Origin of the sequence: Streptomyces olivochromogenes, assembly GCF_001514115.1 — a bacterium.
Taxonomy (GTDB): domain Bacteria; phylum Actinomycetota; class Actinomycetes; order Streptomycetales; family Streptomycetaceae; genus Streptomyces; species Streptomyces olivochromogenes.
On the sequence record NZ_KQ948458.1, the window covers coordinates 191,447 to 207,549 of the forward strand.

Sequence of the window (16,103 nt, forward strand, 5' to 3'; positions counted from 1 at the left end):
GTGCGCCTCGGAGGCGCGGGGCTTGGTGGTCGGTGAACCGCGGGGCGGGCCTCGGATGGGTGCCAGATCGCGCCAAAATTGCTGACAATTTTGTGAGAGATTGCTTCGGTTTGGAGGCCGGCGCGGCAGGGTGACCGTGGTTGTGGCTGGTCAGGGCGGTGGCCGGATCCCGGTGCCGTCACCGGAGACACAAAGGAAGGCTTAAGGAACGGCTGTTGTCCTGGGGGCGCGTTGTCCGAACGAGCCGCGAAGACAGGAGACGGTAGTGAAGTCAGTGAAGCGCAGGACAGTGGTCATGGGGCTCACGGCGGGGGCCGCGGTGCCGGCGGTCGGGTTCGCCTCCGGTGCGCGGGCGGCGAGCCGAACGTCCGCGGCGTCGTCCGCGGCGTCCACGGACTCCTCCCTGGTCTTCGATCCGAGCAGCTACACGGAGTTGACCACCAGCATCACGGACACCACCGGCACCGCTCACGAGGTCGTCTACCACTTCTACAAAGTGGCCTCGTACGTGGCCAACCCGGTGGACGCCACCTACCAGTCCCTCAACGTCAGCGTTCCGGTGAAGATCGACGGAAGCGTCGTGGACGCGTCCGGCGCTCCCATCCTCTTCGCCAACCAGGTCGGCGGCTACATGCCGTCGTCCGTCGCGAACGCCACCGGCATCGGCGCGGGCGGTGGGATGGGCCCCGGCGGCCCGGGCGGGCCCGCTCCCGCCGCCGACTCCGCCGCGAGCCGCCAGCAGCTTGCGCTCGCCGCCGGGTACGTCGTCGTGGAGCCGGGTGCACGCGGGCGGTCGCTGGTCGACTCCAGCGGGACGTACTACGGCACCGCGCCCGCCGCCATCGTCGACCTCAAGGCCGCGGTGCGGTACGTGAAGTTCAACAAGGGGCGCATCCCGGGCAACGTGGACCGGATCGTCTCCGCGGGAGTCAGCGCGGGCGGCGCGCTGTCCTCGCTGCTCGGCGCGTCCGGCGACAGTCCGGTCTACGACTCCTACCTGCGGGAGCTGGGCGCGGCCGACGCGAGCGACGCCATCTTCGCCACCGGTGCCTGGTGCCCGATCACCGACCTCGAACACGCCGACATGGCGTACGAGTGGAACTGGGGCGCCAACCTGCTCAGCAGCGGCTCGGTCGTCGACCAGACCATCTCCAAGGCGCTGAGCAGCGCGTACGGCGACTATCTCGCCTCCCTGAGGCTGACGGCGAAGGGCTTCGGCACCCTTACGGCCCGCAACCTCGACGAGTACCTGGTCAGGACCCACCTGGAGCCGTCGGCCACCAAATACCTCGCGGCGCTGTCGGACGCGGACCGCGCGACCTATCTGGCCGCGAACTCGTTCATCACGTGGTCGGGCGGCAGGGCGGCCTTCTCCTGGGCCGACTTCCTCACCCACGTGGGCGCCCGCAAGAAGGACACCCCGGCGTTCGACGCCTTCGACCGGTCCGCCCCCGAGAACAACGAGTTCGGTACGGGGACCACCGCCGACCGGCACTTCACCCTCTACAGCCTGCGCCACGAAGAGGGTGCCAGTGCGCGCCTCGACAGTGACATCCCCGCGAAGCTCCATCTGATGAACCCGATGTACCACCTCGTGGACAGGGTCAACGAGAACCGGTCGAAGCACTGGTGGATCCGCCTCGGCACCAAGGACAGCGACACCGCGCTCACCGTGGCGGGCAACCTCGCCGCCCGCCTGAAGAACCTCGGCGACGACGTCGACACCTCGTACTACTGGGACGCCGGCCACGGCGCGGACAACGACCCGGGCGACTTCGTCACGTGGATCGCGACGGTGTCGGGCTACAGGTCCTAGCCTGGAGACATGGGCGGTGGCCTTGTCACGCTGTTCCTGGCCGGTGATGTGATGCTCGGCCGGGGAGTCGACCAGATCCTTCCGCACCCCGGCGATCCGAAGCTGCGGGAGTCGTACGTCAAGGATGCCCGCGCCTATGTGGAGCTGGCCGAGGCGGCGAACGGCGTGATTCCCCGCCCGGCCGGCTTCACCTGGCCCTGGGGCGACGCGCTGGACGTGCTCGCCGCGGTGGCGCCCGACGCCAGGATCCTCAACCTGGAGACCGCCGTCACGCGCAACGACGAGGCCGCGCCCGGCAAAGAGGTCCACTACCGGATGCACCCGGCCAACCTGCCCGCCCTCGTCGCCGCCCGTCCGCACGCCTGTGCCCTGGCCAACAACCATGTGCTGGACTACGGCCGCCGCGGGCTGGAGGAGACCCTCGACGCCCTGGCGGACGCGGGTCTTCGCGCGCCGGGAGCGGGGCGGGACGCCGACGAGGCCCGGCGTCCCGCGATCGTCCCCGTCACAGGCGGCCGGCGCGTCCTGGTCTTCTCCGTGGGGGTGGCCTCCAGCGGCATACCCCGCGGCTGGGCCGCCACGGCACAGCGCAGCGGGGTCGACTTCGTCGCCGAGCCGTCGGACGCCGCCGCGGCCGGGATCGCGACCCGGCTGCGTCCGGCCAAACGGCCGGGCGACATCGTGGTCGTCTCGGTCCACTGGGGATCCAACTGGGGCTATCTCGTCCCGCGTGACCAGGTCCGCTTTCGGCCACGCGCTCGTCGACGGCGGCGCGGACGTCGTGCACGGGCACTCATCGCACCATCCGCGGCCTTTGGAGTCGTACCGGGGAAAGCTCATCACCCACGGCTGCGGCGACCTGATCAACGACTACGAGGGCATCAGCGGCTACGAGGAGTACCGGGACGACCTCCGGTTGCTGTACTTCGTCACCGTGGACCCGGACGGTGGCAGGTTCCACGAGGTGCGCATCGTCCCGATGCGGTCCCGGCGGATGCGGCTGGAGCGCGCGACGGCCGAGGGCTCGCGGTGGGTGCGGGACGTTCTGAGCCGGATCAGCCGGGCCTACGGCTCACGGGTCGAACTCGACCCGGACGGCACCCTCACCGTCCGCCCGGCTCCGGACCGTTTGGACCGTCCGGACCGTTTGGACCGGACTACTTCACTCGGGACTCGAGGAGCTCACCTCACCCCGGGAGGCGACCATGAACTTCGCTGATCGAACCGACGCGGGCCGGCAGCTCGCCGCCCGGCTGCACCACCTCAAGGGCCAGGACCTCGTGGTCGTGGGACTTCCCCGCGGCGGCGTCCCGGTCGCCGCACAGGTCGCCGAGGCCCTCGGCGCCCCGCTCGACGTCTGCCTCGTGCGCAAGCTGGGGGTGCCCTTCCAGCCGGAGCTGGCCATGGGCGCCATCGGCGAGGAAGGCGTCCGCGTCATCAACGAAGAGGTGCTGCGGGGGACGGGCGTGACGGACCGTGCCCTGGCGGCGGTGGAGGAACACGAGCGCGGCGTCCTGAAGCAGCGGGCTCGCCGCTACCGGGGCGAGCGGCAGCCGGCCCGGTACGAGGGACGGACGGTCCTGGTGGTGGACGACGGGCTGGCGACCGGCTCCACGGCGCTCGCGGCCTGCCGGATCGCACGCGCCCGCGGCGCGTCGCGGATCGTGCTGGCGGTTCCCGTGGCGCCGCACGACTGGTCGTCCCGCCTCGGAGGCGCGGCGGACGAAGGCGTCTGTCTGCACACGCCCCGGCTGTTCTACGCGATCGGCCAGTTCTACACGGACTTCGAGCAGACCAGCGACGAGGAGGTCATCGCCTGCCTGGAGCACAACCGCGCGGCGCACGCCACGTCCGACGCACCGTCGGCCGCGGGAAGCGCCTCCCCGGAGCACGCTCCCCCGCCCTATGAGGGGGAGGTCCTGATACCGGCCACGGGCGCCGCGCTCGACGGGCGGCTGACGGTACCGCGCGGCGCCCCCGGGGTCGTCCTCTTCGCCCACGGCAGCGGCAGCAGCAGGAAGAGCCCGCGCAACCGCTTCGTCGCCACCGGGCTGAACCGCGCCGGTCTCGGCACCCTTCTGTTCGATCTGCTCACCGAGGCCGAGGCGGTGAACCGGGACAACGTGTTCGACACGGCGCTGCTCGCCCGCCGCCTGATCCAGGCGACCGAATGGCTGCGTGAGCAGCCCGGCATCCAGGACATGGGGTTCGGTTACTTCGGTGCCAGCACAGGCGCCGCGGCCGCGCTGTGGGCCGCGGCGGAGCCCTCGGCGGACGTCGCGGCAGTCGTCTCCCGCGGGGGCAGGCCGGATCTGGCCGGCGCCAGGCTGCCGGAGGTCAAGGCTCCGACGCTGCTCGTCGTCGGGGGCCGTGACCACGTCGTACTGGACCTCAACCGGCAGGCCGCGGCGCGCCTGAGCTGTGAGCATCAGCTGGCCGTCGTCCCCGGTGCCACCCATCTCTTCGAGGAACCCGGCACCCTGGAATCGGTCACCGAGCTGGCCACGGACTGGTTCCGCAGGCATCTCGCCTGACGCGATGACCCATGGGGCTGGATCGGCTACAGGTTGCCCATCGGCTCGATGTCCACCTTCACCGGTGTGCCCCAGATGCGCAGCACCTCGTAGTCCGTGAACTCGTGGACCAGGCGGTAGGCCATGCCGGGGCGCGGGGTGCGGCGCTCCGCGGCGAGATACCGCTCCGCCTCGACGCGGTCGCGGCGCGGGGTGCCGCACAGCTGCCACGCCTGCCCTGTCCACACCTCCGGCAGCCAGCGTTGCTGGGGCTGGGGGCGGTCGGCCCGCACCCCGTACCGGGACATCGTGCGCTCGGGTGCCTCGTCGGCGCCGCCGGGGCGGCCCTGCGGGAAGGCGTCGTTGACCTCGGTGCGGCGGGCGGTGCGCCGCCGTGTCTCGCAGAGCAGGCAGAGGTCGACGGCGCCCTCGTCCACCGGGCCATTGGGGTGCTCGGCGCAGCGCGTCGTGGGCACCGCCGTCGTCACCGTCTCCTCCAGCAGGTCCAGCGCCCGCTTCAGGTCGGCCTTCACCTCGTGCAGCTTCGCGTCGGGCGTGTCGGCGTTCAGCGCGTCGCCGTGCTCGCCGAGCACGCGCAGGGCGCGGCCGAGGGCGGTCAGCTGTGCGTGGTTCACGGTGGTGGATTCCCTCCCGGGTCGGTGTCCTGCCCCTCCTTCGAAGAATCGCACACGCCACTGACAGTGCCCCTGACCGTCCTTGCGAGGCCGAAGAAGTACGTCGCCGCGAAACCCACCACGTACCCCGTCAGCAGCCCGCCCGCGTAGACCGCCGCCGTCAGGGCCAGTCCGCCCGTGCCCTTGAGCAGGGGGAACAGCGCCCAGCCCGAGGGGCCGATCGCCGTGGAGCCGATCTTGTCGCCGAGCATCGAGAAGAAGCCGACGAAGGCGCCGCCCGCCGCCCCGCCCGCGCAGGCGGTGACGAAGGGGCGGCCGAGGGGGAGCGAGACGCCGTAGATCAGGGGTTCGCCGACGCCCAGGAGCCCCGCGGGCAGCGCCGACCTGATCGTCGTACGGAGGGACTGGTCGTGGCGCAGGCGGACGTAGACCGCGAGTGCCGCGCCGACCTGCCCGGCGCCCGCCATCGCCAGGACGGGGAGCAGGACCGTGTAGCCCTGCTGCTGGATGAGGGTGGTGTGCAGCGGGATCAGGGCCTGGTGCAGGCCCAGCATCACCAGGGGGAGGAACAGGCCGCCCAGGACCAGGCCCGCGAAGACGCCCGTGTGGTCGAGGAGCCAGTTCGCGCCCGTCCCGATGGCCGTCGACAGCTCGCCGGCCGTGTACATCAGGACGTAGAGCGTCACCAGGCCGGTGAGCAGGACGGTGAGGGTGGGGGTGACGAGGACGTCGAGGGCTTCGGGGACCCAGCGGCGGCACCACTTCTCCACGTACGTTCCCAGGAGCGCGGCGGCCAGTGCGCCGAGTACCCCGCCCTGGCCCGGTGCCAGGGTCATGCCGAAGGCCGTCACCTTCGCGACCCCCGCGTACACGACGATCGCCGCCACCGCCCCGCCCAGGACCGGGGTGCCGCCGAACTCCTTCGCCGTGTTGTGGCCGACGAACACCGCGATCAGGGCCATGAAGCCGGAGGCGATCGCGGCGAGGGCGGGGGTGAGGGAGGGCAGCCACCCCAGATTGACCAGCAGGCCGCCCAGGCCCGCGATGACTCCGCAGCCGATCAGGGCGGGGATCAGGGGGACGAAGATGTTCGCGATCCGGCGGAGGAGGAGTTTGAGTGGGGTCGCGTTGCGCTGTTGCCGGGCGGCCTTCCACTCGGCGCCGCGTGCGGCCAGCGCGTCGGCCGTGCCGGTGACCGGCGCACCGGCCGTGCCGGTGACCGGCGCACCGGCCGTGCCGGTAACGAGCGCCTCGAACTCGGGGGTCACCCGTGTGACCGTGCCCGGCCCCAGGACGATCTGGAAGCTGTCGTCGTCCGCGACCACGCCCAGTACGGCGGGCAGGGACCGGAGAGCGTCCTCGCGTACGAGTGTCCGGTCCCGCAGGCCCAGGCGCAGGCGGGTCATGCAGTGGGCGACGGAGGTGACGTTCGCGGCGCCGCCGACCAGGGGGAGGATCGCGGCGGCCGTGGCGGCATGGGGGGTGAGGTCGTTCGTTGTGCGCACTCCACGAGGGTGCTGGTCAGCCCGTCGATGCGGCGAGCGCCGCGCGCAGATGGCCGTCGCTCTCCTCCAGAAGGCGGGCCGCCGTGGGCCCGTCCACGCCGCCGAGGATGGTGAGGATGGCGTTCTTCACCTCGCCGTCGGTGGCCGCGAGGGCCTGTTCGATCTCCTCGTCCGAGGCGCCGGTCGCGAGGGCGACGATACGGCGGGAGCGGGCCCGCAGCTTCTCGTTCGAGGCGCGGACGTCGACCATCAGGTTCCCGTACGTCTTGCCGAGACGGATCATCGTGATCGTCGAGAGCATGTTCAGGACGAGTTTCTGCGCCGTGCCCGCCTTGAGGCGGGTCGAGCCGGTCAGCAGCTCGGGCCCGACGACGATCTCGATGCCGTGCTCGGCCGCGGCGGCCAGCGCGCTGTGCGCGTTGCAGGACAGGCCGATCGTCAACGCGCCGCGCGCGCGGGCGTGTTCGACCGCGCCGACGGCGTACGGGGTGCGGCCGGAGGCGGAGACACCGACCACCGTGTCGTCGGGGGTCAGGGAGAGCCCCTTCAGGTCGGCCTCGGCCAGCTCCTTGGAGTCCTCGGCGCCCTCGACCGAGGTGACCATGGCGCTCGGGCCGCCCGCGATCAGGCCCACGACCTCGGACGGGTCGGTGTTGAAGGTGGGCGGACACTCGGAGGCGTCCAGTACGCCGAGGCGTCCCGCGGTGCCCGCGCCCGCGTAGATCAGCCGGCCACCGCGGGACATGCGCTCGGCCACGGCGTCGATCGCGGCGGCGATGCGGGGCAGCTGGGTCGCGACGGCCGTCGGCACGGTCGCGTCCTCGGCGTTCATGATCTTCGCGATCTCCAGCGTCGACAGCCGGTCGATCTGGGACAGCTCAGGACGGAACGCCTCAGTGGTCAACGTCTCCAACTCGGCCCGCAGGGAGTGGTAGTTGGAGGAGGCGTCGGCGGTGGAAAAGGACATGACGAACGGCTCTTTCCAGTGCTGGGTGGTGAAGGCGCGCCCCTCAGGGGCGCGGGGAACTGCGCGACCAGCCACAACGGGCCCGCAGAGTGACGACGGCATCCAGTTCTTACAGGCTCCCAGCGGAGCGTTACCGCATACGGCCCCGAGGACTGTGGCGGTGCGCCAGCGCCTCGTACGACGCGGACAGCGCCGGCGCCGCCGTCTCGTACGTCCGCTGGGCGACCCCCACGAACAGACAGTCCACCACCAGCAACTGGCTGGTGCGCGACGACATCGCCGCGGGACGCAACTCGCTCTCGCGGGCCGTGGACGTGGTGAGTATGTGGTCGGCGTACTGCGTGACGGGCCCGTCCGGGCGGCCGGTGATCGCGACCGTCGTCGCCCCGCGTTCGAAGGCGACCCGCAGCGGCTCGATGACGTCGCCCGTCGAGCCGGAGTGGGTGATCGCGATCGCCACGTCCTTGGCCCGCAGCTGCACCGCGTTGGTGACGGCGAGATGCGGATCGCTGTGCGGATGGGCTATGAGCCCGATGCGCAGCAGCTTCTGGGCCAGGTCCTGGGCGACGAGTCCGGAGGCGCCGACGCCGTAGATGTCGATCCGGCGGGCGGCGGCGAGCGCGGTGACGGCCGCGCCCAGCTGGACCGTGTCGAGCCCCGCCGCGGTGTCGGCGAGGGTCTGCTGCTCGTCGTACGCGAGTTTCGCGACGACGTCCGCGATGGGGTCGTCGACCGCGATGTCCGCGGTGACGGCGGGGGCGCGGCCCGACTGCTGCTGGGCGGCCAGGCCGGCGAGCGCGAGGCGCAGGTCGCGGTAGCCGGGGTAGCCCAGCAGGCGGGCGGTGCGCACGACCGTGGCCTCGCTGGTGCCGGTGAGCTCGGCGAGGCCGGTGACCGTGAGGGCCGCGCAGCCGGCCGGGTCGCCGGCGACGGCCTCGGCGACCCGTTGCATGGAGCGGGTCATCGACGGGGCCAGCGTCCGCACCTTGGCCGCGAGGGCGGCGGGAGCGGGCGGAGCCTCACCGGCGAAAATTTCCTTCACGTGTGGGGTCACTTGTGAAAGATATTTTCTGCTGGGGTATGCGGTCAAGGGTGCGCACAATGGGTGCATGGACCCCACCAGCCATCCCGTCAGCCCCTTGGAGCAGGCGTTGCACGCGGCCCGCGCCCTCGTTCTCGCCGATCTCGTCGCGGGTGAGGTCGCCGAGGCGGATGTCGTCTCGCTCGTCGAGGACTCGGTGGTGCAGCGCCGATGGTGGGTCGAACAGTGGCCGGAGGGCGTCGGCTATGTGGCCGGGCTCGTCGCCCAGGACGTACAGGACGCGTTGCTGGAGCGGTACGGGCGGTGGCCGCTGTGTCCGGTCTGCGGCTCGGGCGACCCGCACGCCCTCGACGTCGAGCCGGAGCTCGGGCCCGATCCGCACTGGGTCTGCCACAAGGCGGGCGTGAAGGTCGCGTCCGTGGGGTGCCTGGGGTCGGCGACCGGCGAGATGCCGTCCTCGTGACCGTCTACATCGACCCACCCGCCTGGCCGGGCCACGGGCGGCTCTGGTCCCATCTGGTCAGCGACGTCTCGTACGACGAACTGCACCTGTTCGCCGCGGACTTGGGCGTACCCCCGCGCGCCTTCGAACGTGATCACTACGACCTGCCCTCCCACCGGTACGCGGACGCCGTGCGCGCCGGGGCGGTGGAGGTCAGCAGCCGCGAGGTGGTGCGGCTGCTGTACGGGGCGGGGCTGCGCCGACGCAAGTACGTCGGCCGGTAGGACGACCGGTCGGCCCGTCCCGGTCGGCGGAGGTCAGTCCGTACGGGCGTACACCCGCAGCGACGGATCCAGCGCGCGCAGCTCGTACGCGTACTCCTCCTCGTCCTCGCTCACCCGGGTGAATCCGGCGCGCGCGATGACCCGCTGGGAGGGCGCGTTGGTCCGCTCTATGGCCGCGAAGAGGACGTCGAGCTCGTCGCGGGCGAGGGCCCAGGCGGCCAGGGCGCGCAGGGCCTCGGTCGCGTAGCCGTGGCCGCGTGCGTTCTCGGCGAGGTCGTAGCCGACTTCCGCGCGGCCGTCCTCGTCGGGGGCGCCGTGGAAGCCCATCGCGCCGACCGCCCGGCCGTCCTCGCTCCGTACAAGCACGAACATGCCCCACTCCGGGCGGTGCACCCCACTCTCGTACGCCTTCATGACCATTCCGGCGGCGTCCCGCGTGCCGTCGAAGGGGCCGCCCTCGATCCACTCGAAGCCGCCGGTGCCGCCCGCGCGCAGATCGGCGGCGGCCGCCGGGGTGACTCCTTGGAGGGTGAGCCGTCCGGCCTCGATCACCAGGTTGTTGCTCCAGTGCCACTTGGTGAGCGGGGCGCGGCCGGGCAGCTCGCCGCGGCCGGTCGCCCACAGGAGCGTGGGCCACGGCTCGGACCCCGGCCTGACGTGCGGAAAGATCCGGGACAGGACATCCGCGCAGAGCTCGGCCGGCGGCTCGTAGGCGACCTTGAGACCCTGCGCGATGTCATGCGTGTGCAGCAGCACCTCGGTGACACCCATCGCGGCGAAGCCCTCGCGGTTCGCGCTGCGGAACGGATACGGGTGGAAGGCACGCACCTCGCGCGGCGTGGTGCGCACGGCGGCGGCGAGCAGGGCGCCGGTCGTCTCGATCACGTCGACGACGCCCGCGTTGTCGGTGCCGTCGTCCAGGACGATCCCGAAGGGCACGTACGCCGTGGTGGTCCGCCCCGCCAACTGGCCCGCGTACGCGAGGAGATCGTCCGCGATGTGCTCGGCGGTCCTGCGGCAACTCCACTCGAGACGGCCCGCCCCGACCCCGTCCCAGTCCCGCCCGGCCACCGCCCGCAACAGCGCGACGGCGCCCGCGACGGCTTCCTCCACCTGGTCCCCACCCATGGATCGCATGCGGCTGAGGATAGGCGCGGTCAGACGTCGTTACGTACTGGATTGTTGGTCCTGTCGGCCTTTTCGGCCTTCTTGTTCATGGACACCACCACGCGGGAGGCCCGGGTACGGCGCTGGAGGCGCAGCGAGACCGCGGCCACCCCCAGGCCCGTCACCGTCATGGCCGCGCCCGCCCAGGCCGTCGCCGCGTAGCCGAGGCCCGCGTCGATGACCGTGCCGCCGACCCAGGGGCCGCCGGTGTTGCCGAGATTGAAGGCGGCCGTGGTGGTGGCACCGGCCAGGGTGGGGGCGGCCCCGGCGAGGTTGAAGAGCCGGGCGTTGAGCGCCGGGGCGGTGAAGAAGCAGGTGACGCCGAGGAGGAAGGAAAGAGCCACGGCCGCGATCGCGTACTGCCCCAGGAGCGCGAGCGCCACGAGGACGGTGGTCGAGGCCGCGGTGCCGGAGAGGAGCACCCCGAAGAGGTGCGCGTCGGCGACCCGCCCGCCGATCGTCGTACCGATCAGCGCCCCGACCCCGAAGAGCGCGAGCACGCTCGGCACCCAGCCGTCGTCGAGCCCGGCGACATCCGTCAGCAGCGGCGAGAGATAGCTGAACGTGCAGAAGACCCCGCCCGCGGCAAGCATCACGAGAGCGACGGTGAGCCAGACCTGCGCGTCACCGTAGATGGTGAATTCCCGCCTGAGCTGCGGCTTCTCGTCGGGGAGCGGGATGCGGGGGATGAGGGTGACGACCCCGACCAGGGCGATCGCGGAGGCTGCGCCGACGGCCCAGAACGCGGACCGCCAGCCGAGGTGCTCGCCGAGGAAGGCACCGGCCGGGACCCCGAGCACGTTCGCGATGGACAGGCCGCCGATCATCACCGCGAGCGCGCGGGCCCGGGAGGTCACCGGGACCATCGCGATCGCCACCGCCGCGCCCACCGCCCAGAAGCCCGCGCAGGCGAGGGCGCTGACGATCCTGGAGGCGAAGAGCACGGCGTACGTCGGCGCCAGCGCGCCGGCGATCTGGCCGAGCCCGAAGACGGCGATGAGCGAGACGAGGGTGGTACGGCGGGGGAGGCGGAGGGTGGCCACGGCGAGCAGCGGCGCGCCGACGACCATGCCTATGGCGAACGCCGATATGAGCAGACCCGCCTGCGGAATCGTGACGCCCATGTCGTCCGCGATGGGCGGCAGGAGCCCCGAGAGCATGAACTCGCTGGTCCCGAGGGCGAAGACGGAGAGGGCGAGGATGTAGACGGCGAGGGGCATGCGGGGGCCGGGCGGCGGACTGGAGCCGGTCACTTGGCGTCCTTCCGGGGCGGGTTTGCCGATTCCGGGGTGGTTTCGGTGAGGTGGATGAGCTCGCGCCGGATGTTCTCCCGGGCCCGTTCCTCCCACTCCCGTGTTCCGTACGGCGTCCTGAACAGCCGTGGCAGGTCGAGGAGTTGATGCAGTACGGCCGCCCGGCCCGCCCGGAACGCCTCGTCCGGGACGAAGGCGTACTCCTCGCGGACGGCGGCGGTGTAGGCGGCGTAGGTGTCCGGGGCCGAGGCGAGGATCGCGAGGTCGGCGTCGCAGAGGACCTGGCCGTTGCGGTCGTCGTCGGTCGGGGCGTGGGTGACGGTGAGCCGGACCAGGCGGGCGACCTCCGCCGTGCGGGATGCGTCGATGTCGAGTTCCGGGAGGGCGCGTTCGGCGAGGCGGGCGGAGCGTTCCTCGTTCTCCGAACGGTCGGGGAGGTAGACGGCGTCGTGGAACCAGGCGGCGAGGCGGACGAGGGCGGGGTCGTCCGCGTACTCCTCCAGCACGTCGATGTGGTCGAGGACCGCGGTGAGGTGCGCGACGGTGTGGTAGCGGCGCTGTGGCTCCTGCCAGCGGGCGAGGAGGTTGTCCACGTACGGGGCCGGGTCGGGGCCACCGGGGGAGCGGGCGCCGTCGAGGGCATGGGACCAGCGGGTGCGCAGCGCGTCGAGGTCGGGCATGCGTCGATTCTCCCGCTCGCGTTCCTTGGGTCCTAGCGCGGAGGGCAACCTCCCCTCGCCCCCGGACCCGGGCCTTCCAGGGGCGCGGGGAACTGCGCGATCAACCCCCACCGTCCCGCAGGCGATCGATTTCGGGTGGGCGGGGCATCGGGGCGGAGCCCCGTCTTGGGGGCGCGGGGAACTGCGCGATCAACCCCCACCGTCCCGCAGGCGAACGAATTCGGGTGGGCGGGGATTCGGGGCGGAGCCCCGATGATGTGCCCCGGTAAACGGCGAGGCCTTCTCGCGGTGGTCGGTGGGCGCGGCGTACCCTGAGATTGGACTAGACCTGTAGCCGCAGAGGAAGAGGCCCCATGAGCGAGCGCAAGCGTGCAGTCCTGGAGGTGATCGCCCTCGGCGTGGAGGACGCGGTCGCCGCCCAGGCCGGAGGCGCCGACCGGCTGGAGCTGGTCACCGACATGGCCGCCGACGGGCTCACCCCGGCGCTGGAGACCTTCGTCGGGATCCGCGCCGCCGTCGACATCTCGCTGCGTGTGATGCTGAGGCGGGCGGACGGCTTCGCGGCGGGCGGCGCCAAGGACGTCGACGCGCTCGTACGGCTCGCGGGGGAGATGCGGGCCGCCGGAGCGGACGAGTTCGTGCTCGGCTTCCTCGACGAGCACGGCGGTCCCGACCTGTCCGCCGTGGAGCGGATCGTCGCGGAACTGGACGGCTGCCCCTGGACGTTCCACCGCGCGATCGACCGCGCCGCCGACCGCGACTCCCTGCGCAAGCAGCTCGCGGACCTGCCGGGCCTGGACGCGTACCTCACGGCGGGTTCCCCGGACGGCGTGGACGACGGTTTCCCGACCCTCCTCGCCGAGGCCGCCCGCCGCACCGAACCCGGTTACGAGCCCCGGATCATGGTGGGCGGCGGGCTGCGTCTCGATCATGTTCCTCCGCTGAGGGCCGCGGGGATCGACGCCTTCCACATCGGTGGGGCGGCCCGGCCCGGCGGATGGGACGGGCCGGTGACGGTGGCGGCCGTACGGGAGTGGCGGCAGGCCCTGGACGCGTAGCGGCCGGCAAAGGGCCCGCCCGACTAGGCCAGTTGCTGCGGCAGCGGGGCCGCGTGGGTCACGGTCAGGCCCGAGACCGCTCGGGTCAGGGCCACGTACAGGCGGCGCAGCCCGGTCCGCTCGTCCGGTTCGCCGTCGACCACGGCCTGCGGCTCGTCCAGGACCACGTAGTCGTACTCCAGGCCCTTGGCGAGGGAGGCCGGCACGAGGGTGAGGCGGGTCTCGGCCGTCGTCTCCTCGCCGGGGCCCAGGTACGTCAGCCCCGCCGCCGTCAGTGCCTCGGTGAGCGCCGGGATCCGGGCGTCGGCGGCGATGAGACCGATCGAACCCTCGTTGCGCAGCAACTCCTCGCAGGCGTCCACCACCTGCTCGTCGCCGGTCGTCGGCCGCACCTCGAAGAAGCCCGGGTTCTCACGGACCGACGCCACCGGCGTCAGCCCCGGCGCGATGTGCGGCAGCAGTCGGGAGGCGTAGGTGATGACGTCGGTGGGGACGCGGAAACCGGCGGTCAGCTCCTCGATCACCGCTTCCCCCTTGCCGAGGTGGGCGAGCGCCTCGTCCCAACTCCGTGTCGCCCAGGGGGTCGTGCCCTGCGCGAGATCGCCGAGCACGGTCGCCGAACCCGTCGTGCAGCGCCGCCCCACCGCCCGGTACTGCATCGGCGACAGATCCTGCGCCTCGTCGAGCACGACATGGCCGAGCGAGTGGGTGCGCTGGACGAGATCGGTGGCCTCGTCGATCAGCACGGCGTCGGCGGGCGCCCACTTGGCCGACTTCACCGACCGCACCGGCTTCGACCAGAGGATCTCCTTCTGTTCGTCCTCGTCGAGGATCCCGTCCGCGTGGACGGCCAGGAAATCGGCGTCGGTGAGCAGGCGCAGGACCAGTTTGGCCGGGTCGACCGGCGGCCAGATCGCCTTGACGGCCGCCTTCACCGCGGTGTTGCGGGCCACGGCGTCCTGCACCCGGTCGTCCGGTGCCTCGCCCGAGCGCTCCATCTGGACCAGCACGACGTGCGCGATCCGCTGCGGAAGGGCCTCGCGGGCGGCGCCGTACCGGATGTCGCGGTCCAGCAACTCCCCGACGATCGTCTCGAGTTCGTACGCCGGGACACGCCAGCGCCGCGACCCGCGCACGACCACGACGCCCTCGGTCGGGAGCGTCACATGCGAGCGGACGGCCCGGCGCAGCACCTCGGCCATCCGGGCGTCGCCCTTGATGACGGCGGCGGTCGCGTCGTCCGTCCCGCGTACCTCCACATGCGCGACGAGGTCGTCGACCGTCGCCTGCTTGACCTCGAGCTCGCCCAGCGCGGGCAGCACCTGCTCGATGTAGTGCAGGAAGGACTTGTTCGGCCCGATGACCAGGGTGCCGGTGCGGGCGAGGCGCTCCCGGTGGGCGTAGAGGAGGTAGGCGACGCGGTGCAGGCCGACGGCCGTCTTCCCGGTGCCGGGGCCGCCCTGCACACAGACGGAGCCCGCGAGACCCGACCGTACGATCTCGTCCTGCTCCGGCTGGATGGTCGCCACGATGTCCCGCATCGGGCCCACGCGCGGACGCTCGATCTCCTGCTGGAGCAGCTTGCTGGTCGCCGCGGCCTCGGAGGGGTCGGACAGGTGCTCGTCCTCGTACGCCGTGAGGTCGCCGGCGGTGTACCCGAAGCGGCGGCGCAGTCCGACGTCCATCGGGTCCTTCTTCGAGGCCCGGTAGAACGGCTGTGACACCGGCGCGCGCCAGTCGATGACCATCGGGTCGCCCTCGGCGTCGTGCACATGCCGGCGCCCGATGTAGAAACGCTCGCCCTCCGCGCCCTCCGCCTTGTCGGCGCCGGGTGCGTGCAGATAGTCGAGGCGGCCGAAGAACAGCGGGGTGTGGCTGAGGTCGGCGAGGGCCTTGATCCGCTCGTCGATCTGGTGCTGGAGGACCGCGGCGTTCACCCAGTTCGCGGTGACGTCCTTGATGTCGAGGTTCTCCACGTCCTCGCGCATCGCGCGCAGTGCCGCGCGGGACGAGCCGAGGTGGGCGCGCTCGCGGGAGAGGGGGTCCTGGGCGGGTGGGGTGGACAACGTGATGCCTCCGGAAGACCTGCTGCGTGTGAGTGGGTACGGCGGTCGAGCCGTTGGATGCTGTCCGGTTTCCGGCCGGGCGGCGGCACTCCGTCGAGGGAGGCGGGCAAGAGCGGAGATTCTAGGTCAGGGGAGAAGGTCCGGGCCAACTCTTTTTCGAGGATCGCTCGCGGCATCGTTCAAGGCATCGCTCCCGGCGTCGTACGCGGCATCAGGGACGCGACCCCCATATCCCTAGGGGTCGCCGTCCGTCGTGAGGCGTACACGCAGAGGCCTGGAGACGTACGAGAGGCCACCGAGGTTCGGTCCATAGGCCGACGCCATATGGGGTCGCGCATTCCATCATGGATACATGAGCGCAGCAACCTTCACCCCAGGCCCTTCCCAGCGCGGTCCCGCCGCTCATGGCGCGACCGCCTTCTCCGCCGTCCACCACCGCCACCGTGTCGGCGACGCCCTGCACGCCGTCAAGGTCTTCGTGGGCGCGGCGTTCGGCGTGGTGCTCCTCGGGGAGTACGAGGAGGAGGCGGGCGTACGACGCCGGTGAGCCGTCCGCCGGGGTGAACCGTCCCGGCACTAGGGTCACTCCGTGCTTCAGCGGAACGTGACCGATCGCTCACTCGACGAAGTTCTCCCGTTCTCCGTCCCTCGTTTCTCCGTCTCCCGCTTCTCCGC

Annotated in this window: 14 protein-coding genes and 1 pseudogene; 7 read left to right on the top strand and 8 right to left on the bottom strand. The window is 71.9% G+C overall.

Going from position 1 to position 16,103, the window contains the following annotated elements; all coding sequences use genetic code 11:
• The first annotated feature begins 295 nt into the window (after positions 1-295).
• The 3 genes and pseudogenes from AQJ27_RS22910 to AQJ27_RS22920 all read left to right on the top strand — a co-directional run bounded on the left by AQJ27_RS22910 (position 296) and on the right by AQJ27_RS22920 (position 4,350).
• Positions 296-1,816, top strand: coding sequence for a subtype B tannase (locus AQJ27_RS22910; protein ID WP_067371804.1), 1,521 nt, complete (start codon positions 296-298; stop codon positions 1,814-1,816).
• A 9-nt stretch (positions 1,817-1,825) separates the two neighbouring features.
• A pseudogene (locus AQJ27_RS52380) lies at positions 1,826-2,933 on the top strand (CapA family protein); the annotation flags it as partial.
• An 88-nt stretch (positions 2,934-3,021) separates the two neighbouring features.
• Positions 3,022-4,350 (top strand): phosphoribosyltransferase family protein, encoded by a 1,329-nt coding sequence (locus AQJ27_RS22920; RefSeq protein ID WP_067371809.1) that lies wholly within the window; start codon positions 3,022-3,024, stop codon positions 4,348-4,350.
• Positions 4,351-4,376: 26 nt separating this feature from the next.
• Here AQJ27_RS22920 and AQJ27_RS22925 read toward each other — a convergent pair whose 3' ends face one another.
• From AQJ27_RS22925 to AQJ27_RS22940, 4 genes are all read right to left on the bottom strand, one after another.
• A complete protein-coding gene (locus AQJ27_RS22925) occupies positions 4,377-4,964 on the bottom strand; it encodes a hypothetical protein (protein WP_067371811.1) in 588 nt (195 codons plus the stop codon).
• Positions 4,961-6,469, bottom strand: a complete 1,509-nt coding sequence (locus AQJ27_RS22930) for a PTS transporter subunit EIIC (RefSeq protein WP_079065171.1) — start codon at positions 6,467-6,469, stop codon at positions 4,961-4,963. The genes AQJ27_RS22925 and AQJ27_RS22930 overlap by 4 nt, the downstream gene beginning before the upstream one ends.
• 16 nt (positions 6,470-6,485) lie before the next feature.
• The gene (murQ, locus tag AQJ27_RS22935) at positions 6,486-7,436 is read right to left on the bottom strand and encodes an N-acetylmuramic acid 6-phosphate etherase (RefSeq protein ID WP_067371814.1); all 951 of its coding nucleotides are present in this window, start codon (positions 7,434-7,436) and stop codon (positions 6,486-6,488) included.
• 130 nt (positions 7,437-7,566) lie between these two features.
• Positions 7,567-8,490, bottom strand: coding sequence for a MurR/RpiR family transcriptional regulator (locus AQJ27_RS22940; protein ID WP_067371817.1), 924 nt, complete (start codon positions 8,488-8,490; stop codon positions 7,567-7,569).
• Between the two features lie 55 nt (positions 8,491-8,545).
• Between AQJ27_RS22940 and AQJ27_RS22945 the strand changes: the two genes are divergently transcribed.
• On the top strand, positions 8,546-8,941 hold the full coding sequence (locus tag AQJ27_RS22945) for a hypothetical protein (protein WP_067371819.1): 396 nt from the start codon (positions 8,546-8,548) through the stop codon (positions 8,939-8,941).
• Positions 8,938-9,204, top strand: coding sequence for a DUF4031 domain-containing protein (locus AQJ27_RS22950; RefSeq protein ID WP_054235190.1), 267 nt, complete (start codon positions 8,938-8,940; stop codon positions 9,202-9,204). Before AQJ27_RS22945 ends, AQJ27_RS22950 begins: the two co-directional genes overlap by 4 nt.
• 33 nt (positions 9,205-9,237) lie before the next feature.
• Here AQJ27_RS22950 and AQJ27_RS22955 read toward each other — a convergent pair whose 3' ends face one another.
• The 3 genes from AQJ27_RS22955 to AQJ27_RS22965 are packed head-to-tail and all read right to left on the bottom strand — an operon-like array spanning position 9,238 to position 12,304.
• The gene (locus tag AQJ27_RS22955; RefSeq protein WP_096240070.1) at positions 9,238-10,341 is read right to left on the bottom strand and encodes a GNAT family N-acetyltransferase; all 1,104 of its coding nucleotides are present in this window, start codon (positions 10,339-10,341) and stop codon (positions 9,238-9,240) included.
• 20 nt (positions 10,342-10,361) lie between these two features.
• On the bottom strand, positions 10,362-11,591 hold the full coding sequence (locus AQJ27_RS22960) for a Cmx/CmrA family chloramphenicol efflux MFS transporter (protein ID WP_067372437.1): 1,230 nt from the start codon (positions 11,589-11,591) through the stop codon (positions 10,362-10,364).
• Between the two features lie 29 nt (positions 11,592-11,620).
• On the bottom strand, positions 11,621-12,304 hold the full coding sequence (locus AQJ27_RS22965) for an HD domain-containing protein (RefSeq protein WP_067371822.1): 684 nt from the start codon (positions 12,302-12,304) through the stop codon (positions 11,621-11,623).
• Positions 12,305-12,657: 353 nt separating this feature from the next.
• On the opposite strand from AQJ27_RS22965, the gene AQJ27_RS22970 reads away from it, so the two are divergent.
• Positions 12,658-13,362 (top strand): copper homeostasis protein CutC, encoded by a 705-nt coding sequence (locus tag AQJ27_RS22970; RefSeq protein ID WP_067371825.1) that lies wholly within the window; start codon positions 12,658-12,660, stop codon positions 13,360-13,362.
• 23 nt (positions 13,363-13,385) lie between these two features.
• On the opposite strand, the gene AQJ27_RS22975 is transcribed toward AQJ27_RS22970, so the two are convergent.
• Entirely contained in the window at positions 13,386-15,428 is a 2,043-nt protein-coding gene (locus AQJ27_RS22975) for a HelD family protein (RefSeq protein ID WP_067371828.1), read from the bottom strand.
• A gap of 352 nt (positions 15,429-15,780) precedes the next feature.
• On the opposite strand from AQJ27_RS22975, the gene AQJ27_RS22980 reads away from it, so the two are divergent.
• Positions 15,781-15,975: a hypothetical protein gene (locus tag AQJ27_RS22980; RefSeq protein ID WP_067371831.1), complete on the top strand. Its 195-nt coding sequence runs from the start codon at positions 15,781-15,783 to the stop codon at positions 15,973-15,975.
• Positions 15,976-16,103 lie beyond the last annotated feature (128 nt).